Origin of the sequence: Eubacterium sp. MSJ-33 (genome assembly GCF_022174665.1) — a bacterium.
In the GTDB taxonomy this organism is placed as follows: Bacteria; Bacillota; Clostridia; order Lachnospirales; family Lachnospiraceae; genus Coprococcus_C.
Genome location: NZ_CP076562.1, coordinates 2085196 through 2106305 on the forward strand (window position 1 = coordinate 2085196; position 21110 = coordinate 2106305).

12 protein-coding genes are annotated in these 21110 nt (G+C 42.7%); 9 read left to right on the forward strand and 3 right to left on the reverse strand.

What is annotated here, in order from left to right:
- Positions 1-139: 139 nt before the first annotated feature.
- Together KP625_RS09835 and KP625_RS09840 are read left to right on the forward strand one after the other, a co-directional pair.
- Entirely contained in the window at positions 140-2620 is a 2481-nt protein-coding gene (locus tag KP625_RS09835) for a glycosyltransferase family 2 protein (RefSeq protein WP_238297600.1), read from the forward strand.
- 52 nt (positions 2621-2672) lie between these two features.
- Positions 2673-4601 (forward strand): glycosyltransferase family 2 protein, encoded by a 1929-nt coding sequence (locus KP625_RS09840; protein ID WP_238297602.1) that lies wholly within the window; start codon positions 2673-2675, stop codon positions 4599-4601.
- Here the strand turns inward: KP625_RS09840 and KP625_RS09845 are convergent.
- Positions 4590-6044, reverse strand: a complete 1455-nt coding sequence (locus KP625_RS09845; protein WP_238297603.1) for an AAA family ATPase — start codon at positions 6042-6044, stop codon at positions 4590-4592. The two genes, KP625_RS09840 and KP625_RS09845, sit on opposite strands and share 12 nt — an antisense overlap.
- 217 nt (positions 6045-6261) lie before the next feature.
- Between KP625_RS09845 and hisA the strand changes: the two genes are divergently transcribed.
- The 7 genes from hisA to KP625_RS09880 all read left to right on the forward strand — a co-directional run bounded on the left by hisA (position 6262) and on the right by KP625_RS09880 (position 17452).
- On the forward strand, positions 6262-7035 hold the full coding sequence (gene hisA / locus KP625_RS09850; protein WP_238297604.1) for a phosphoribosylformimino-5-aminoimidazole carboxamide ribotide isomerase: 774 nt from the start codon (positions 6262-6264) through the stop codon (positions 7033-7035).
- A gap of 58 nt (positions 7036-7093) precedes the next feature.
- Positions 7094-9403 carry a glycoside hydrolase family 9 protein gene (locus KP625_RS09855; protein WP_238297605.1) on the forward strand — a complete coding sequence of 770 codons (2310 nt, stop codon included), beginning with the start codon at positions 7094-7096 and terminating at the stop codon, positions 9401-9403.
- A gap of 56 nt (positions 9404-9459) precedes the next feature.
- A complete protein-coding gene (locus tag KP625_RS09860; RefSeq protein ID WP_238297606.1) occupies positions 9460-12453 on the forward strand; it encodes a GtrA family protein in 2994 nt (997 codons plus the stop codon).
- Positions 12454-12485: 32 nt separating this feature from the next.
- A complete protein-coding gene (locus KP625_RS09865; RefSeq protein WP_238297607.1) occupies positions 12486-14252 on the forward strand; it encodes an ATP-binding protein in 1767 nt (588 codons plus the stop codon).
- Positions 14253-14387: 135 nt separating this feature from the next.
- Entirely contained in the window at positions 14388-16004 is a 1617-nt protein-coding gene (gene pckA / locus KP625_RS09870; RefSeq protein ID WP_238297608.1) for a phosphoenolpyruvate carboxykinase (ATP), read from the forward strand.
- A 577-nt stretch (positions 16005-16581) separates the two neighbouring features.
- On the forward strand, positions 16582-17106 hold the full coding sequence (locus KP625_RS09875) for a hypothetical protein (protein ID WP_238297610.1): 525 nt from the start codon (positions 16582-16584) through the stop codon (positions 17104-17106).
- Positions 17107-17122: 16 nt separating this feature from the next.
- The gene (locus tag KP625_RS09880) at positions 17123-17452 is read left to right on the forward strand and encodes a PadR family transcriptional regulator (RefSeq protein WP_238297611.1); all 330 of its coding nucleotides are present in this window, start codon (positions 17123-17125) and stop codon (positions 17450-17452) included.
- 200 nt (positions 17453-17652) lie between these two features.
- On the opposite strand, the gene KP625_RS09885 is transcribed toward KP625_RS09880, so the two are convergent.
- Together KP625_RS09885 and KP625_RS09890 are read right to left on the reverse strand one after the other, a co-directional pair.
- A protein-coding gene (locus tag KP625_RS09885; protein ID WP_238297613.1) for an IS3 family transposase occupies positions 17653-19076 on the reverse strand; the annotation gives its coding sequence in 2 pieces (ribosomal slippage) (positions 17653-18587 and positions 18587-19076; 1425 coding nt in all).
- Positions 19077-19163: 87 nt separating this feature from the next.
- Positions 19164-21080 carry a DUF885 domain-containing protein gene (locus tag KP625_RS09890; protein ID WP_238297615.1) on the reverse strand — a complete coding sequence of 639 codons (1917 nt, stop codon included), beginning with the start codon at positions 21078-21080 and terminating at the stop codon, positions 19164-19166.
- Positions 21081-21110: the final 30 nt, after the last annotated feature.

Genomic DNA, 21110 nt, shown 5'->3' on the forward strand with positions numbered 1-21110 from the left:
TTATTATACATGAAAAGTAAAGAAAAATATAGTGAAATTCAAAGATTTCTGTGTGAAAATAGCATTATATATGATATATTCATAATAAGTATGTGAGAAAATAAACGCAAAATCAGGAAAAGAACGGTAGGAGATATCGATGAATCAGGAATATCTGTTTAAGGAATTAAGAAAAGGTGCCACGGCGTCGCGGCAGATCGTTGTGACTGGATATTGCACGGCGGAGTTTATGGATGATAAAACGCTTTCAGCGTGTATTATAAGAAATGGAGCAAAGACGATACTGTCATGCGGATATGAAGTTGTACCGGCACCGTCGTTTCAGGGAAAACACGGCAATGAAAAAAAATATTCCCGTTTATTGACAGTCTGCATTACGGTATCGATGAAGATAGAGCCGAAGGATCAGTTTCAGCTTTTGGCACAGACGGAAGATGGAACACAAATTGTGATGTGTAGTAACAGGGGAGAAACTCTGATTAAAGAATTCCAGAAGATTTATTATTCGATTGATACGGTGAAAGAAGAAGCCGGATATTTTGTGATCCGGGGTTGGGCAATCGACAGTGAAGATGTTACGATTCGACTGCATGATAGAAAGACCGGGGAGATTTTGACGCTTCCCCCGAATATGCCGGAATGGTATATCCGCTCAGATGCCATGCGCCGGTTTACGGAGTGTAAGAAGATGGAGAAGATTGGATTTTCCATGAAGCTTCCGCTCGAGTGGAGTAAGCGGAGTTTGTCGATGGAATTTCAGGCGGGCAAATGTAATGCCAGAGAGAACGTACAGAAATCCGGGCAGGGATTTAGCGGCAGATGTCTGAATAATCTGTATGTGAATGTATTGCGTGTCTATAATAACACGAAGACATTGGGATTGCATAATACCTGTGTGAAGATTAAAAAACATTTACAGGTCGCAACGCCGTTCAGTCATAAAGACTATAACAAATGGGCACGCAAGAAACTGTTGACAGCCAAGCAGGTGGAACAGCAGAAAAAAGAAGAATTTGCATATAATCCAAAATTCAGTATTCTTGTTCCATTGTTTGAGAGTGATGAAAAATTCCTGAAAGAACTGATAGAATCAGTACAGGCGCAGACATATAGTAACTGGGAACTCTGTTTCTCGGATGGCAGCAAAGATTCTTCGCGTCTGGAAGTGTGGATGCAAGCATATCTAAAGTCAGATTCCCGTATAAAGTTTATTGCAAGACGGCAGGGACCGCTTGGAATCTCAGAGAATACGAATCAGGCGTATGAGCTTGCAACCGGAGATTATATTGTGCTTGGCGATCATGATGATCTGTTCACGGTGGACGCATTGTATGAGTGTGTGAAAACCCTGAATGAGAAAAAGGTTCAGGTCATCTATACAGATGAAGATAAAATTGACGAGACGGGAAAGACGTATTTTGCACCGAACTTTAAACCGGATTTTAATATTGACCTGCTTCGTTGCAACAATTATATCTGTCATATGTTTGTCGCTGAGAAAGAACTGGTAGAAAAGGTTGGATTGTTTGATCCGGCATTCAATGGCGCACAGGATTATGATTTTATCTTCCGCTGTGTGGAGCAGGCAGATGGAATCCATCATATTCCACGGGTGCTGTATCATTGGAGAGCGCATACGGTATCGACAGCAGAGATTCCTGAGTCAAAGATTTATGCTTTTGAAGCAGGGAAACGGGCAATCGCAGCACATCTGAAGCGTGTGGGATTGGATGGTGTTGTTGAGGATGGAGATAATCTGGGATTTTATCGTGTCAGCTATCCGGTGAAGGGAGAACCGCTTCTGTCTATCGTGATTCCGAACAAGGATCATATTGAGGATCTGAAGAAATGTATGAAGGCAATTGATGAGCGTTCAACATATCGGAACTTTGAATATATTATTGTGGAAAACAACAGTGAGAAGCAGGAGACATTTGCGTATTATAAGGAACTCGAAGCAAGAAAAAATGTGACCGTGCTGTACTGGCCGGATGAGTTTAATTATTCAAAGATCAATAATTTCGGTGTGGAGCATGCACATGGGGAATATATTCTGCTTTTGAATAATGATACCGAGATGATAAACGATGATTGTCTGGAGCAGATGCTTGGATATTGCCAGAGAGATGATGTGGGTATTGTCGGAGCGAGACTGTATTATGATGACAATACGATTCAGCATGCGGGTGTTGTTGTCGGATATGGTGGTGTCGCCGGACATGCATTTGTGACACTCAATGAAGATGAGGGACTGTATCAGTCGCGGACGAAGGTTGCCTGCGATTACAGTGCGGTGACAGCAGCATGTATGATGGTGAAAAAGAAAGTGTTTGAAGAGGTTGGAGGATTGGAACCGATGTTCCGTGTGGCATTCAATGATGTTGACTTCTGTATGAAAGTGCGGCAGACGGGTAAATTGATTGTCTATGTGCCACAGGCAATGTTGTATCATTATGAATCCAAATCACGGGGACTGGAAGATACGCCGGATAAACAGATCCGTTTTAACAATGAGGTGGAATTGTTTGTAAAACGCTGGCCGGAAATTCTGGCAAACGGAGATCCGTATTATAACGTAAATCTGGCTTTGGATGCAGCAGACTTTTCTATCCGTGTGTAGTGGATATTCAGATAACTTTAGATAGCGCGATGAAAGAATGAGAGGGTGTCCTGTGAAATTCCGAATATCAGATCTGAATGCAGATACAATTAAAAAAGGGTTTGCACATATTCGTTCGAATACGATTCCGGAAGCACTTTCCAAAGCCCGTTCCATGGTGACAGGACTGGATCTTGCATATGATCGTTTTTTTCGGGATACGTTAGAGGCAGATGAAGAGGAGTTGGCAGGACAGAGGCAGCAGACATTTGCGTACCAACCATGTATCAGTATCTTAGTTCCGGTGTATATGACACCGGAGCTTTCTTTGCGTGCTATGCTGGAGTCGGTGCTGCATCAGACATATGGAAACTGGGAACTGTGTCTGGTTGATGGAAGTCAGGCAAAGGGAGAAATGCCGGTTTTGGATGCACGAGTGTCAGAGAACGGTGAGCTCTCGGTGATGGATAAGGTGTACAGTCTGGAAACAGAGCGGATTATCCGGCAGTATATGGAGACAGAGCCTCGTATCCGTTATATCAAGATGGAAGAGAACATGGGCATATCCGGGAACAGCAATCGTGCATTGGCAGAAGCAACCGGAGAATATGTTGCGTTGCTCGACCACGATGATGTTCTGACAGAAGATGCATTATACCGGGTTGTAAGTACACTTCAGGAACAGCAATATGATGTGTTGTATTCGGATGAAGACCGGATGTCTGAAAATGGTGCACATTATTATGAACCGCGGTTTAAACCGGAGTTTGATATTGATCTGCTCCGTGAATATAATTATATCTCGCATTTATTTGTGGCAAAGCGATCTTTGATGCAGATGGATGGAGGATTTCATAGTGCGCTCGATGGTGCGCAGGGCTATGATATGATTCTGCGTTGCTGCGAGGGCAATCGTTCAATCTGTCATATTCCATATGTACTGTATCATAAGAGAATTCATGATGGAACTTCAGAGGAGCGGGAAATTAAGCACGCACAGGAAAATCAGGCGGGAAAAGAGGCACTTGAGGCACATATTGAACGGGAGCATCTGTTCGCACGGGTGATGCTGACGAAGCAACGCAGCGTGTATCAGGTAAAATACGATACGTTGGGGAATCCACTGGTGTCTATAGTTGTAACCGGACATACGGACCGTGCACTGATGAATCGGATGCTGGAGCCATTTTATGAGAAAACTCGATATAGTAATTTCGAAATCATTATTGTGGATCAGGATTCAGAGGATTCAGAACTGCAGAAATATTATCAGGAAATGCAGAACCGCAGGCGGAATATCTCTGTTGTGACGGCGCCGGCAGGGAAAAGTCAAACTGAATACCGGAATCTTGGAAGTATTCGAGCCAATGGGGCATATGTGTTGTTTCTGGATGCAAATCTGGAGATCGGAGACAGCGCAGCACTTGGCGAGATGCTTGGTATTGCGATGCGTGAAGATGTTGGCATCGTGACCGGAACACTCTATGATGACCGGGAGCGGTTGTATGCTGCCGGATTGGAGTTTTCAGGTGCGTATGAAACTGTGGTGCAGAGATGGCAGGCACAAACAGAGCGAATGGTAGATTTGGCAACGGAAAGACAGTTGTATCGTTATCCTTATCGTGGACTGACTGATTTTGAAACATGGAAGGACATGCGCAGAGTACAACGTGATGAAACCGGAGCCATGCGTTATTATGGCATGAACCGGGAATATGAAATTGTACCTGCATATTGTATGCTTGTGAAGAAACAGGCGTTTATGCAATTGGGTGGGTTTTCGGATAAGTTCCGGACAGAATTATCGGTGCTTGATTTCTGTCTGCGTGTGCGGGAGCATGGATATCGGATCGTAAATGCAGCACATGCAAAATGGCAGTTCCACGATCTTCCGGATGCAGTCCGGATGAAATGTGAAGCTGCCAATATAGATGCGCAGGTGGATTTTGCGGAACGTGATCTTTTTGAGATTCTTTGGTCACATGTATTGTCACTCCGTTAGATCGCCTTTTGTTAATGTTTTGAGTTGTTTGTCGCTGACATCTTCAAGCTCCACAATCCGGCTTGCCTGTCTTGCGATGGAACGTTCAAGATAATTGCGGACCTCTCTGGCGTTTGCAAAGTTCTCATCATGCGATTTTGCCCATATATTCAAAAGATCTTTCACATAAGCTTTTCCCTGGGAGTTTGGAATATAATCCTGTTTTTTGCACATGGACAGGAAGATTTCGAAGAGCTCGTCCCCACTGTAATCAGAGAAGTTAATATATTTGTTGAATCTGGAACGAAGTCCCGGGTTGGAATCTACGAATTCCTGCATGAGATCTGTGTATCCGGCAACAATGACAATCAAATTGTCACGGTTATCTTCCATCATTTTAAGTAAGGTGTCAACAGCTTCCTGTCCGAAATCTTTACCGTCTTTTCCGGCCGTAAGAGTATATGCTTCGTCAATAAAAAGAACACCACCCAGAGCACTTTCGACAACTTCCTTGGTTTTAATGGCAGTCTGACCGACATATCCTTCTACCAGATTCGACCGATCCACTTCGACCAGCTGTCCGCCCGGCAATACACCCAGACACTTATAAATCTTCGCAAGCAGACGGGCAACGGTTGTTTTTCCGGTTCCCGGATTCCCGGAAAATACCATATGTAATGACATCTCCGGCTGCTTCATGCCTCGTTTTTCGCGGAGCTTTTTTACTTTTAAAAGATTAATCAGTGATTTGATATCTTTCTTTACTTCGGCGAGTCCTGTGAGTTCGTTTAATTCATTCAACAGATCATCTAATTTGATATCTTCTTCCGGTACTTCCTGTTTATTCACGGCGCCCTTCATTGCGTTGATGGTAGCCTGGGCGGAGGATGTGTTTTTGCCGGATGTATTCGCTGCGGCAGGTTTATTTCCCGGGGTTACCGGATTGTGCTGTGCAGGATTATCTCCCGGTTCAAACAATTTCAACTTGCGAAGATATTCTTCGATCATACCTGTATAGGAAGTCAACGCGGAAATCTCTGTGTCGGTGGTGCGGCTGTTGCAGGAAATATATGCCTGTCCGAGTTCCACATATAAATTGTAGAGATTTCGAGACTTGGTAAATCCTTTTGTCGTACATGCGGAAAGTCCTGACTGGTCTGCCTCGACAAAGTAGGTCAGGGAACGGGGAATTGTTGTGGGAAATTCCGGTGTGGCGGTGCGGTCCTGCTTGAATCGAAGCAGGGATTCCAATGTAAAATATTGTCCAAGATATTCATGCAGAAAACGTGTTTCCGGATAGAGACTGCCATCGGAACTGTCAGTCAGATATACCAGAAACTGTAACAGGTCAAAACGGATCATGTCGTGCATAGAGATATCTGTTTTGGGACCAAACCCCTGCTGGCAGATGATTTCACCATACATATAGCAATCCGTTAGTTCTTTTTTTAAATCATTTATCATAGTTTCTCCTTGCCCCTGCTCAACGATAAACACTTTGCAGGAATACTCGAATTATCATGGATAAATGATAACGCAAAAACACAGTTCCGTAAAGCAAAATCTATTGAACAAGGTAGGGAAATATGGTACGATAAAACCCAATTGAGCTTATAAAGGACCAAAGACAATAGAGGTGGATTCATGACTGCGCAGGCAGCGTGGATAGGAGGAGAGAAATATGCGGTTTCGACCATGCATTGATATACATAATGGTGCGGTAAAACAGATTGTGGGTGGCAGTTTGAAGGACGAGGCTGATTTTGCAACCAACAATTTTGTGTCGGAATTAAAGGCGGATTTTTATGCGGATCTGTATCGCCGGAGTGGACTGGAAGGGGGGCATATCATCCTTTTAAATCCGGTGGGAAGTGCCTATTATAAGGAGGATCTGGAACAGGCAAAGCTGGCACTTGCAGCATATCCGGAAGGGCTGCAGATCGGAGGGGGTATCACTGCGGAAAATGCAGAACAATTTCTTGATATGGGTGCAAGACAGGTGATTGTGACGTCATATGTATTTAAGGACGGAAGAATCAATTATGAGAATTTGACGAGGCTGTCGTCTCTGGTGGGTGCAGAGCATTTGGTACTGGATCTTTCCTGCCGGAAAAAAGATGGCGGGTATTATATTGTCACAGACCGCTGGCAGAAATTTACAGAAGAACAGGTAGTGCCGGAGACATTGGACAGGCTTTCGGAGTATTGCTGTGAGTATCTGATTCATGCAGTTGATGTGGAAGGTAAGGCAGCGGGAATCGAGACGGAGCTTGCACAGATGCTTGGCACATGGGGCAGACAGCCTATGACCTATGCCGGAGGCGTGGGAAATTTTGCGGATCTGGAGAATCTGAAGCACTGTGGCAGAGACCGGATAGATGTGACGGTGGGCAGTGCGCTGGATATATTTGGCGGTAAGCTGCCCTATGAAGAGGTTGTGAAATTTTGTTCGTAGTTGTCGATGATGGGAACTACAATGAAACTATAAAAAGAGAGACAAAACAGGAGGGTTTATGAGAAAATTCAAGAAGACAGCCGCGGTCGTTGCGGCAACCGCGCTTGCGCTTTCTTTATGCGCATGCGGTGGAAAGACAGACACGAAGACAACAGAACAGGCATCTGAGAGCAATGCAACTGTGACAGATGCAGCCGCATCAAATTCTGTGGAAGATGATGGAGATTGGACGACTACAGAACAGGAAGTTGTGGAGGATGACCGGTTTACAACTGTAGAAGGTGCAGATGCGATGGGAATCAACTTTGACAACGGAGAGGCAGCAGGATTCACAAGTTACACGAACAACGGAAAGTTCACGATGTATGTGGAGAATGGAGAACTCGTCTGCGATATTGAGAAGAGTGGACCGCTGGAGCATAGCTGCCAGATTTATTACGATGGATTTACGATGGCAAAGGGATGTGTCTATACGATGAGCTTTGATGTCAGAAGTGACATTGAGCGTGTGATCCAGTGGCGCGTACAGGTAAATGGTGGTGATTATCATGCGTATGCGAGTGATTTTATCACAGTTGGACCAGAGACCCAGACAATCACAAAAGAGTTTACGATGGAAGAAAACTCCGATCCGGCTCCAAGATTTGTTGTGAATATGGGAACGCAGGAAGGACAGACAGAGGTTACCGAAGCACATAAGATTTATTTCGATAATATTTCTTTGTTTGTAACAGACAGTTCGAATGCAGAGAAGATTGTTGGCGCACCGCAGCCGATACAGGTAAAAGTAAATCAGATTGGCTATCAGCCGGATGATACAAAGACCGTGATTGTGACATCCAAGGATGATGAGAAATTCAAGATTGTTGATGCAGAGACAGAGGAGACGATGTTTGTTGGCGCATACGGAGAACTTTCGTATGATAAGTCTGCGGAATCCAATGTAAGACATGGAGATTTTACAGAGTTTAAGACCCCGGGTAAATATAAGGTTATTTCGTGCCCATCCGGTGCATCATATGAATTCTCAATCGGAGATGATTTGTATGATGATATATATAAGGATGTTGTTCTGATGTTATATAAACAGCGTTGCGGAACGGAAGTGACAAAGGATATCGCCGGTGATTTTGCGCATGAACCTTGTCATATGCATGAGGCAACTGTGTATGGGGATACTTCCGGTACAAAGTATGACGTATCCGGAGGATGGCATGATGCCGGAGACTATGGACGTTACGTTGTGTCCGGTGCAAAAACGATTCAGGATCTTTTCTTAGCATATGAAGATTATAATCAGGATGCCGATGATCTTGGAATCCCGGAAAGCGGAAACAAGATTCCGGATCTTCTGGATGAGGCAAAATATGAACTCGACTGGATGCTCAAGATGCAGAATGCAGAAAATGGTGGTGTATATCACAAGGTGACGGCATTGGTATTCCCGGAGACGGTACTTGCGGTGGAAGAGACGGACGATATGGTACTTGCACCGATCTCTTATGCGGCAACCGGAGATTTTGCAGCAGTTATGGCAAAGGCATCTGTATTATATGCAGATTATGATGCGGATTTTGCAAAGACCTGTCTGGATGCGGCACAGAAAGCGTATGCATTTATGGAGGCCAATCCGGATATGAAGGGATATGAGAATCCGGAAGAGATTGTAACCGGTGCATATGATGATAAGCAGCTCAAGGATGAGACACTTTGGGCAAGTGCAGAGCTATATATTGCAACAAAGGATGATAAATACCTGACAGCAACAAAGAATGCTTTGCAGGAGAACTACCAGCCTGGATTTGGATGGGCAAGTATCGGAAGCTACGCACTGTATGATCTTGCCAAGACAGAAGGCGTGGATGCGGATGTAGCGAAGACGGCCAAAGATGCGTTGCTTGCGAATGTGGATGAACAGCTTGCAAAATGTGAAGAAGAAGGATTCTACACAGGACTTGGAATCTCTTATCCTTGGGGAAGCAACATGACAATCGCCAACAATGGAGAGGCGTTCCTTGCGGCAGCAAAGCTGACCGGAGATGCAAAATACATTGAATATGCACAGAAGATGCGAGATTATATCTTCGGCGTGAATCCGACCGGTTACTGTTATGTGACGGGATACGGAACGCTTACACCGAATGCAACACACCACAGACCATCGCAGGTATTGAAAGAAACTATGCCGGGTATGTTGGTTGGTGGAGCCGATAATAATCTGGAGGATCCGTATGCAAATGCTGTATTATATGGAATTGCAGCCGGACGTGCATATGTGGATAATGAACAGTGTTATTCCTGCAATGAGGTTACGATTTACTGGAATTCACCACTCATCTATCTGCTTGCAGGTTTAAAAAATAAGTAAAGGATTAGGATAGTACATTGATTCGTTTTATAAAGAAGATACTTGCCAATGAAAAAATGAGATACTTGATTGCAGGTGGCTGTACCACAGCAGTCAATCTGGTAACATTCTTTCTGTTACGATTAATTACACCGATATCAAGAAATGCATGCAATGCCATAGCAATCGCTATGGCAATTGCTTTTGCATATTTTTCGAACAAATTCTTTGTGTTCCGGAGTAAGAAAAAAGGTTTTTATGCAACCGTTGTGGAGGCAGTTCAGTTTGTCGGTGCAAGACTGGTATCTATGGTCGTGGAGATTTTAGGATTTGCGATTTTGTGTGATACCTTCCGGATGCATGAACTGGGATCAAAATTGGTCGTGCAGGTTATTGTGCTTGTGCTTAACTATATTTTCAGTAAACTGATCGTATTTAAAGAGAAGAAAAGTTTTCGGGAGAATATCCAGGATAACTGGTGTTATTATCTGTCGTTTGCAATCGTTGCGGTGGTCATGCTGGTTGTCTGTATTGCCGAGAAGATTGCACCGTTCGGAGAGAATTCTCTGACACTTGTGGACAGTGTACATCAGTATCTGCCGTTCTTCTCGGAACTCAGGGATAAACTCTTGCATGAGGGAAGCCTGCTTTACACGTGGAATGTAGCGCTCGGATCGAATTTTGTATCTCTGGCAGCTTACTATCTGATGAGTCCGTTTAATTTGATTCTTCTAGTGTTTGGCAAGGAACAGATTGCGGCAGTCACATGTTTCCTGATGTGTCTGAAGATTGCGCTTACCGCAGTAGCAATGGTGCATTTCTTAAGCTGGAAGGATGGAGAGAAAAAGAGAAGCTTCCTGATTGTGGCAGTATCTGTTGCATATGCGTTAAGCAATTATGTAATCGGATACAATTGGAATACGATGTGGCTGGACTGCATCATGATATTCCCACTGATTATGCTCGGGTTTGGGCGTATGCTTGAGTCGAGGGATCCGAAGATGTATGTGCTCTCTTTATTCTATGCGCTCTATTGTAATTATTATATTGGATATATTATTTGCCTGTTTTTGGTGTTATGGTTCTTCGTATATGAACATAAGACATTCAAACGTTTTCTTGCAAATGGTGTCCGGTTTGCTGTGTATTCGCTTATATCAGGAGGAATGGCGGCGTTTATCCTGCTTCCGGCGTATTACGGAATCATGGCGACAGCAGCCGGAGATATGGCACTGCCAAAAGGCACCTGGTATGGAAATATATTTGTAATGCTTCGACAACTGCTGGTATTTACAAAACCGATTACAAATCAGATTTATGATGGTGGCGTGAATCTGTACTGCGGTATGCTGGCGGTTCTCGCATTGTTTTTATATCTGTTTGTGAAGGAACATCCGTGGCAGAAGATTAAGAAATATGCATTGCTTGCAGTGCTGCTGATCAGCTTTAACCATCAGACACTGAACTATATCTGGCACGGTATGCATGATCAGTATGGAATACCAAACCGGTTTTCGTTTGTGTTTATTTTTGTGTTACTGATGATGACGTATGATGCGGTACGGAGGATTACAGAAATTGATATCTGTTTTGTTATTTCTTCGGTGTTACTGGCCGGCGCGTTTGTTTTTGCATGTAAGCAGCAGGCTGGTGAGACGATTGGGAAATATGCGCTTCCGGCAAGTCTTGTGCTTTTGGTTTTGTATGGAGCTGCCTGCTGTCTGAGAAGCAGAAAGAAAATCACGCATGCGACATACATTGCCGCGATTGGAAGTGTCTGTCTTGTTGAACTTGTCGCAAATGCAGCGTACGGGTTCATGGACAATGGTTATTGTCATTATAAGAAATATTACGAGACCAGCCCACAGGTGACAGATGCCAATGTGCGTGTTGGCGAGCTGGCACAGGAAGAACAGGCGGGATTTTATCGTTCGGAGCTGATGAAGTATACAGTGCTTGACGAGGCAAGCTGGCACAATATGCCGAGTGTAAGTACATTTAATTCTACCGTTCTTGGGTCTGTCGTTACAGCGATGGGGCGGCTTGGATTTTATACCGGAGCAAATGAGTTTTTGTACCGTGGATATACACCATTCACCAATGCAATCTTTAATATCCGCTATCTGCTGGAGCGGCCGGGAGATCTGAATAATTTTGATTATACATACAAAGAAACGGTAGATAATGTATCAATCTATGAGACTCCGTATCCAACATCCATTGGTTTTGCGGTAAGCAGTAATGTGAAGGACTGGGATCCAAACCAGTACACGGCATTACCGGCGCAAAATACTCTGGCATATGATATGACCGGAATTGGTGGATTTTTCCAGGATGAGAATCCGGCAATCAGTGTGACAAGCGACACAGCCGCAGTCAGTTATGCGGACAATCGGGTTACTTTCACGCCAAATGTGTCCGGACCGATGTATTTTATGATCAGCTTTACTGCGGATCATGCAGGGGATTACTATGTGAACTGCCGTGGTAATTATGTGACAAAAATCCGGTTTTATAAGAACGGGCAGGAAATCGCCTATGATCGTTATCAGATTCAGGCATTTCACTTAGGACAGCTGGAAGAAGGCGATTATATCTCAATTGAGTATGAATACAGCAATATCAGTGGTCCGGAGGTGGCACCGTTTTATGTGTCAACCTTCCGTAGAGATGTGTTTGAGCATGTCTATATGAAGCTGACAGAGAATCTGTTTGTTGTTGAGACACTGAAGGATGGGTATGTCAGCGGAACAGTCAATATACCGGAAGACCAGACATTATTTACAAGCATTCCTTACGATGAGGGATGGAGTGTAAAGGTTGACGGCAAGAAGGTTCCTTATTACCGGGTGGCTAGCGCTTTTATCGGAGTAGACATGGAACCGGGAATGCATGCGGTTGAATTTTCTTATATGCCAAAGGGGTTGATGGCTGGTATTTTGACTTCCGTAGTCTGTATGATTCTGCTTATGTTTGCATTGCAGGTAGAAAAGAAATTGTCTGTGCGGAAAACAGACGAAAAACTTAAACAAGAGGTCGAGACAGATATTGAAAATCTCGAAAATGTATAGTAAAATATCGATAAATAGGGGGTGTTACGCATATGGAAAAACTAGCAAAATTAGGGTGGCAGAAATTAATTGTCATAGCAGCGGCGGTGGACGTTGTGCTTGGAATTGTATTTGGCGCAATATTTCATGCAATTCCGGCGGGAATTATTGTCGGTGTGTTGGCAGCGGTTGTCACAGGCGTGATTGTATTTGCACTTGGAGGCGGAGAGGTAGCCGGTCACACAAAGGGAGACAAATACAAGAAGCTGTTCATGAATCTTCCGATTGGATTCGCACAGGCGAAGATTATTACAGATTCACTTGGGAACAGCATAGGGTATTGTATTCAGGAAGCGAATGAGCGGTTTGGAAGCTATTTTAACCTGGATGCATCTGATTATCAGGATAAGATTCTTGGTGAGAGTAAGATTGAGGTATTGCAGGATATTAACGCATGGTTTACCGCGTATAATACATCCGGTACCAAAGAGGGCGACTTCATGGATGTTGAGATTACCATGGAGAAACTCGGTAAGGTATTCAATACAGTAATGTATAAGTCCGAAGCCGATTATATCAATATGGTTGTTATTGATATCACCGATCAGAAAGAGACGGAGAATAAGCTTTCTGCAGCGATTGAGGATGCGAATGCCGCATATAAGACACAGGCGGAATTCCTTGCCAATATGAGCCATGAGATCCGTACACCAATCAACGGAATCCTTGGCATGCTACAGCTTACACTGATGGCAGACGATCTGCAGGCTGATTACCGCGACAATCTGCTTACTGCAAAGGGTTGCGCAGATAACTTGCTTCGTCTGATTAATGATATTTTGGATATCAGTAAGCTGGAAGCCGGTAAATATAACCTGAAGGAAGAAATCTTCGATGTGCGTGCGGCCATTGAGGAGACAGTAGCCGCACAGGTACCGATAGCAACAAACAAGGGACTTGCCCTTGACTGTACATTTGGTAACAATATTCCAAAGCTTGTAAAGGGCGATGGACAGAGAATCCAGCAGATTTTGAATTGCCTGCTTTCGAATGCATTAAAATTCACATCTGAGGGAAGTGTAAGAGTAAAGATTGCCGCAATTGATGCAGAAAAAGAAAATATCAACCTGCGAATCGCGGTTGCAGATACGGGCATCGGTATCTCTGAGAAGAATATGGACAAGCTGTTTATCCGTTTTTCCCAGGTTGATGCTTCTGATACAAGAAAGTACGGAGGTTCCGGACTCGGTCTGGTTATCTCGAAGCAGATTGCAGAGCTGATGGGAGGTAACATCAGTGTTCAGAGTAAGGAAGGCATCGGTTCTACGTTTATCGCAGAGATTCCGTTGAAGGTTGTAAAGGCAGCAGAGGTAGAAGCAACCAGAGAAGTGGAAGAAAAGGAAGATGCCGCAGTCTTCTCGATCAATGCACACAGTAAGGCCCGTATCCTTGTTGCTGAGGATGAACCGGTCAACCAGCAGGTTATCGGTAAACTGCTCGGCATGGCAGGGTTCTCCTACGATATTGCTGAGAACGGGGAGAAAGCAATCGAACTGTTCAAGCAGAAAGAATATGATGCAGCGTTGTTTGATGTGCAGATGCCAGTCATGGATGGTATTGCAGCAACACAGCAGATTCGGGAGATTGAGATGCGCGAGCATAAAAAGAGACTTCCGATTATTGCAGTAACAGCGAGAGCAATGTTTGGAGATAAGGAACGTATCTTAGAGAACAAACTCGATGATTATATTGCAAAACCTTATAATCTGAACACAGTAGTTGAGACACTCAACCGATATATCGATAAAAAAGAGGATTAGTGAGTTGTTCACGAAAATTTAAACGTTTTTTAATATATGTTGGTTGACTGTATATCTTTTTAGTGATACAATTTCGGTGGTTTTGGGTGGATATCTGCCCTTAATTAATAAAAAGCAAAGGAAGGAAATTTTAAGATGGCAAACATTGATTTAACCAAGTATGGAATTACTGGAACAACAGAAATCGTTCACAATCCTTCATATGAAGTTTTGTTTGAGGAAGAGACAAAGGCTTCAAACGAGGGTTATGAGGTTGGACAGAACACAGAATTAGATACAGTCAACGTTATGACAGGTGTATTTACAGGACGTTCTCCTAAAGATAAGTACATCGTTATGGATGAGAATTCTAAGGATACAGTATGGTGGACAACAGATGCATACAAGAACGACAACCATCCTATGGCAGAAGAGACATGGGCAGTTGTTAAGGATCTTGCTAAGAAGGAGCTTTGCAACAAGAAGCTTTATGTTGTAGATGCATTCTGTGGTGCAAACAAGGATACACGTATGGCAGTTCGTTTCATCGTTGAGGTTGCTTGGCAGGCTCACTTTGTAACAAACATGTTTATCAAGCCTTCAGAGGAAGAACTGAAGGACTTCGAGCCGGATTTCGTTGTTTACAACGCATCTAAGGCTAAGGTTGAGAACTATGCAGAGCTTGGTCTTAACTCTGAGACATGTGTAGCTTTCAATATCACATCTAAGGAGCAGGTTATCATCAATACATGGTATGGCGGAGAGATGAAGAAGGGTATGTTCTCTATGATGAACTATTACCTTCCACTTAAGGGTATCGCTTCTATGCACTGTTCTGCTAACTGTGATATGGAAGGTAAGCACACAGCTGTATTCTTCGGCCTTTCAGGTACAGGTAAGACAACACTTTCTACAGATCCTAAGAGACTTCTGATCGGTGATGATGAGCACGGTTGGGATGACAACGGTGTCTTCAACTTTGAAGGTGGATGTTATGCAAAGGTTATCGGACTTGACAAGGAGTCTGAGCCTGATATCTACAATGCAATCAGACGTGACGCTCTTCTTGAGAACGTGACTGTTGATGCAGCAGGTAAGATTGATTTTGACGATAAGAGCGTAACAGAGAATACTCGTGTTTCTTATCCAATTGATCATATTGAGAAGATTGCATCTAAGGTAAATGGCGTTTCCGCAGGTCCTGCTGCAGAGAACGTAATCTTCCTTTCAGCAGATGCATTTGGAGTACTTCCTCCGGTATCTATCCTGACACCAGAGCAGACAAAGTACTACTTCCTTTCAGGATTTACTGCGAAACTTGCTGGTACAGAGCGTGGTATCACAGAGCCTACACCTACATTCTCAGCATGCTTCGGTCAGGCATTCCTTGAGCTGCATCCTACAAAGTATGCAGAAGAGCTTGTTAAGAAGATGGAGAAGAGCGGAGCTAAGGCTTACCTCGTAAATACAGGATGGAACGGAACAGGCAAGCGTATCACAATCAAGGATACTCGTGGAATTATCGATGCAATCCTTTCAGGTGATATCAAGACAGCTCCTACAAAGAAGATCCCTATGTTCGACTTTGAGGTTCCAACAGAGCTTCCTGGTGTAGATCCGGCAATCCTTGATCCAAGAGACACATATGCTGATCCTACTGAGTGGGAGACAAAGGCTAAGGATCTCGCTGCAAGATTTGAGAAGAACTTCCAGAAGTACACAACAAACGATGCTGGTAAGGCATTGGTTGCTGCTGGTCCTAAGGCTGAGTAATTTAATAGCTTATAAATAAGAGTACCCCGCGTCGATGACGCGGGGTATTTTTTACCCTGTTTTATATGGAGATGTTCTTAATGGACATTCAAAGCAAGCATCTCTATATGGAATTTCTGGCAATGCAAAATAAAGATGTACTTAAACATATATTTTATTCTCGATTTATTCCATATACAATGTATGAAAGCTAAGAAGCTCTAAATGTTCTGATTTACATGTTAAAAATATACGCCACCGCCGCCGATTCGACATCCATGTCTCAACGGCGGCTTGTTTGAACATCGTGTTCAAACATGGCTACGTACCTGCAGAACATTAAGAACTTCTAAGCTTTCAACATATCGTATATTAGAATGAATCGAGAACAGAATATATGATATGAACACGTTGGAGATTGTAATGCCAGAAATTCTAATAAGATATGTTGTACAGCTTGTTCACAAAATGAACGATTCCAGCACATAAAACATTCGCCACGCCCGATGCCTCAATATGAAACATATCGAAAAACGAAATGTTTGACAAACGATAATATATATGATATATTCAAATAAATTTGAAAGGGGGAATTCCTATGGACAGGGCAAAGCGGAAATATATGAAATTGTTGAGGGACTATTTTCCGTATGGAAGAGCATGCAGGAAAAAGTTTCTGGTATCAATTGCTGAGGATATAGATCATTTCGTTCGGGAACAAGAACATTGCACTTATGAAATGCTGGTGAGAGAGTTTGGAAAACCACAGGAAGTGATCTTGAATTATCAGAAAGAAATTGAAATATCAGAGATATGTAACGTTCGAAAAATAATGATGAAGCATGTTGGATTGACAATAGGTGTGTGTGGCATATTGTTTGGAGCTGTTATGTTTTCAATACCGAATCTAAGAACAGAACGGAAAGACACTGCTGAAGACAACGTGGCAGATACAGTGGGAGAAGACATAGACGAGGGTTATAGTGATTTGGAAAAAGAACTGCTTAGTCATAGTGGAAGCTATTATGACGAGTATGGAAATCAAGTATTATCGGTGTGCGTAAGTAAAAAAGCGGGAACAACATTTACTTCATATATTATACAGAATCGGTTTAATCATTAGGGAGAAAAAGACATATATGGAAAGTAAAAATATGTTTTACCGTGGTTATGTGGAGTTACTTGTGTTGAAATTTCTTTCAGAGAAAGATTGCTACGGTTATGAAATCGTGAAAAGTATAAAGCGGGCTTCCGATGAGAAGATTTCGTTATCTGTAGGAACGTTATATCCAACATTATATAAGCTAATCGATCAGAAGTATATTAGTGATTATAAGAAGCAGACTGGTGAACGAATGGTGAAGGTGTATTATCATCTGGAGAACGCAGGGAGAGAACGATTGAACACCCTAGTAGCAGAGTACCGGGAGTTCTCTCGGGTTATGAATAAAATCCTGAATCTGGAGTAGTTCGGTAATGGTTGGCGGACATCGAGGATGCAACAGACAAGTGTCAGGCGTATCTGGAAATTAAAATTGAAACAGACACATTGAAGTAGAAAAACAGTTAGTACAGAAGTATTGCTAAAAACAAAAAGCAACTCCTTATGAGGTGACCCCCAAAAGTTAGACTTTATTGCGAAGTGGATTTTCCACTTCGCATTTTTCATTTATGCAGCCAAGAGGCGTTTCCTGTATTGTACAGGGCTGAGCCATCCTAGTTTCTCTTTGATACGTTTTTCATTGTAATACTTGATATATTTTTCAATCGCCAATTTAAGTTCATCAAAGCTATAGTATACAACACCATAGTATATTTCCTGTTTTAATAATCCAAAGAAGTTCTCCATAACAGAATTATCATAGCAGTTCCCTTTCCGTGACATACTTTGAAAAATACGATTTTCTCTTAATCTATGAGAGTAAGTCTTCATCTGATATGCCCACCCTTGATCCGAGTGAAATGTTCTCCTAAACCGACAATCAGAAGTGATTGTGATTGCTTCTTCCAGAGCAGTCATTACACTTTGTGCAGATGGTCGTTTATCAATACCAAAGCTTATGATTTCTCCATTATACATATCCATAAATGGGTCAAGATATAACTTCTGCATCACCATTCGTCCTTTTTCATCTATCTCGTAATACTTAAACTCTGTTGTATCTGTTGTAATCTTCTGATGCGGTATATTGGTGTGAAATCGTCGTCTAATTCTATTCGGAGCAACTGTTCCCACTTTTCCACGATAAGAGCTATACTTACGAGATTTTCTAGTGAAAGATGTCACTTGAAGATTTAGTCGTTGCATTAACTTCTGTACTTTCTTTTTATTCACCACGTAGCCTTGATTGCATAATTCTGCCTTCATTCTTCGATAGCCGTAGTCTTTGTGCTCTGCGTGTAGTTCTAGCATTTTAGCCTCTAATTCAGCATCCGGATTTTCTCTATCAAATCGCTTTTGCCAGTACATGTAGGTTGCTTTCGGCATACCTGTATATGAGAGAAGATCTTTTAGTTTGAATTCTCTTCGGAGGCTGTGGATGACTCTTGCACATCTCTCATTTTTGCTTCGTCCTCTAAACGCAGTCTCCTCAGTTCTTTTAAAAAGGCGTTCTCTATCCTTAACTTTAATAACTCATCTTCAAGTTCTTTGACATGTTCTGCGCTGGTATCCACTGCACGCTCTTCAAACGAAGAGGTTTTAGTTTTATGATTGTCTTTTTGATTCAATGTTTTCTTACGACCTTTCTTCTTAGGTCTCAATGCGTCAGGACCAGCAATCCGAAAGCCTTGAACCCATTGAGCAATCATTGCTGCATTATTTATTCCTTGAGACAATGCTAACTCCTGATATGAAACCTCACTTGATAAATATAACTCTACCACATGAAGCTTAAATTCAAAAGAATAATTCTTTTTTTCTCTTGATCGCATCAAACCAGCATCGCCGAATTTATTATAATAGTCCACCCAATTTAACACTTGTCTTTTGTTTTTTACATTGTACTTTTGTGCTAGATAGTTGTACCCTCCTTCGCCGTTCAAATAAGCAATTACTACTTTTTTCTTAAATTCAAAACTATATTTTGCCATAAAAATACCGACCTCCCAATCGTTAGATTTTTGGTCTAACTTTTGGGGGTCGGTACATTATGGAGTTGCTTTTTGTTATATATGCAATTATAAATTATCCTTCACATATTGCTGTACCAGCTTTTCAATTAGGAAGAACTGGGATGGACCTGCATCAAGGACGACCTTATGGAACGCCTGCTCGTCAAACTTGTCGCCAAGAGCAGATTCTGCATAATCGCGAAGCTCCTGGAAAGACTGCCAGCCCATGACGTACATCTGGTAATTGACAGGTTCTGCGATCACGTAATCCATGACGTCCTGTGCACCTTCCGAGTTAAATCCGTTGTTGGACAGATAGGTTTGTGTAGCTTCCAGATCCCAGCCCTCGTAGTTGACGCCGATTTCGATACGGGCGCTGACAAGCAGGTTTAATTCAGAGTTGATACGTTCAAAATCTGCATAACATGCATCCGGATAATCTTTGTACATTTCGTAGCTCATCATTTCCACGTAGGTTGCCCAACCTTCCGAATAGCCATTAAAGTTAAGTAAGGCACGGAGTGGCTCCGGATTCGTGTTCAGATAGTAGGTGAATTGGTACATATGGCCTGGAATTCCTTCGTGAGCCAGTGTAGACCATAAATCCCCGGCGCCATCACTGCCCATATTCAGATAGATGGAGTTGTCATTATATGCATCAATCGGTGTTGTTACATAGAACGCCGGGCTGACGATATCCTCCAGAGATTCGTGCACATTTTCTACTTTGTAATTTACATCCGGCATAGCCGGAAAACGATCTGCAAAACAGTCCTTAAAATAGTTGATCGTTTCAAGTGGATCTTTGTCATCGTACAAACTGCTGTCGGCATCGTTAAAGTACTGTTCATAGGCAGAGTAGTTTGAAAGTGCGACTGTCTGATATTCGGATAAGACATCATCAAGTGCATTGTCGAGCCACGTAATGACTTCTTCCGGTGTTTTATCTGTACCAACTTTGTCCTTTAACAAATATGCATAATATTCTTTTCCGTTTTCATATCCTGCCAGCCCCAGATCGTTTGTTCCGGCATCTTTGTTTGCAGTGAAGAATTTGATTACATTATCGTAGCATGGGATGACAGAATTGATAACAATATCATGGTTTTGGGTAATGTAATTCTGAATCTGGTCTTCGTTTAACCCTTCGACTCCGCGAACTTTATCTTCAAAAGTTGCAATCAGGAGGTTTTGTTCTGGCCTGGCGATGAATTCCTGACACTGGCGAATGACTTCGCTGGCAGAGTGTTCATTCATGAAGAGACCTTTGTCAATTTTAATCTGTTCAAAGTCCAGATATTTGTTATAGTAATCTGGTAATTGCTCCAGCAAAGCCAGATAATCCTGTACGTCATTCTCATTGTAGAATTTATATTCGGACATATTGATCGGCATGTTTGTCTGGAGACCGCTTGTGTAAGCAAATGGTTCGTATAGATAGGTGTAATCGTAGGATTCCAGATTTGTATCCAGATAATCCTTCAACACATCATATGTGTATTTCTGGGAACCTGTCAGCAGATCATAATCAAATTCCTGAAGTTCCGCGAGTTCATCTTCGGTTTCTTTTTTATCGTCTGCAATCGCTTCTTCCGATATCTCTGCATCACCGAAGGTTGCAGTTGGAACTTCCAAGTCATAATCAGCCGGATTGGCAATGGTATAATGTAAGGTCACCGTGTCGCTCGTTACGCTTTCTTTGAAATTATCCATAAGGTAGGTATGGAAGCGTTCCTGCTCTGCCACAGCGTCTGCACCGGTTGGATCCGGCAAAGAATACGCACAATCCTCCAGTGTTGAAGTATCTATAGAAGGCGGGTTTTCACTGGCGTCATCGGTTGCAACGTCTTCGACATTCTCGGCGAGTGATGTTGCACTCCATTTGCGGCTGCCGTCAGTAGTATTTCCACATCCGGTCAGCAGAATCGACATCGCACATATGACTGCTATAGCGGATGCTTTCATATTGTATTTTTTTCTCATAAAATCATTTCCTCCGTTTCGAATTATCAT

What these genes read in the sequence shown, in the direction of transcription:
- KP625_RS09835 (WP_238297600.1), top strand. Translation starts at nt 140, where the DNA reads ATGAATCAGGAATATCTGTTTAAGGAATTAAGAAAAGGTGCCACGGCG.
- KP625_RS09845 (WP_238297603.1), bottom strand. Translation starts at nt 6,044, where the DNA reads ATGATAAATGATTTAAAAAAAGAACTAACGGATTGCTATATGTATGGT.
- hisA (WP_238297604.1), top strand. Translation starts at nt 6,262, where the DNA reads ATGCGGTTTCGACCATGCATTGATATACATAATGGTGCGGTAAAACAG.
- KP625_RS09855 (WP_238297605.1), top strand. Translation starts at nt 7,094, where the DNA reads ATGAGAAAATTCAAGAAGACAGCCGCGGTCGTTGCGGCAACCGCGCTT.
- KP625_RS09860 (WP_238297606.1), top strand. Translation starts at nt 9,460, where the DNA reads ATGAGATACTTGATTGCAGGTGGCTGTACCACAGCAGTCAATCTGGTA.
- KP625_RS09865 (WP_238297607.1), top strand. Translation starts at nt 12,486, where the DNA reads ATGGAAAAACTAGCAAAATTAGGGTGGCAGAAATTAATTGTCATAGCA.
- pckA (WP_238297608.1), top strand. Translation starts at nt 14,388, where the DNA reads ATGGCAAACATTGATTTAACCAAGTATGGAATTACTGGAACAACAGAA.
- KP625_RS09875 (WP_238297610.1), top strand. Translation starts at nt 16,582, where the DNA reads ATGGACAGGGCAAAGCGGAAATATATGAAATTGTTGAGGGACTATTTT.
- KP625_RS09880 (WP_238297611.1), top strand. Translation starts at nt 17,123, where the DNA reads ATGGAAAGTAAAAATATGTTTTACCGTGGTTATGTGGAGTTACTTGTG.
- KP625_RS09890 (WP_238297615.1), bottom strand. Translation starts at nt 21,080, where the DNA reads ATGAGAAAAAAATACAATATGAAAGCATCCGCTATAGCAGTCATATGT.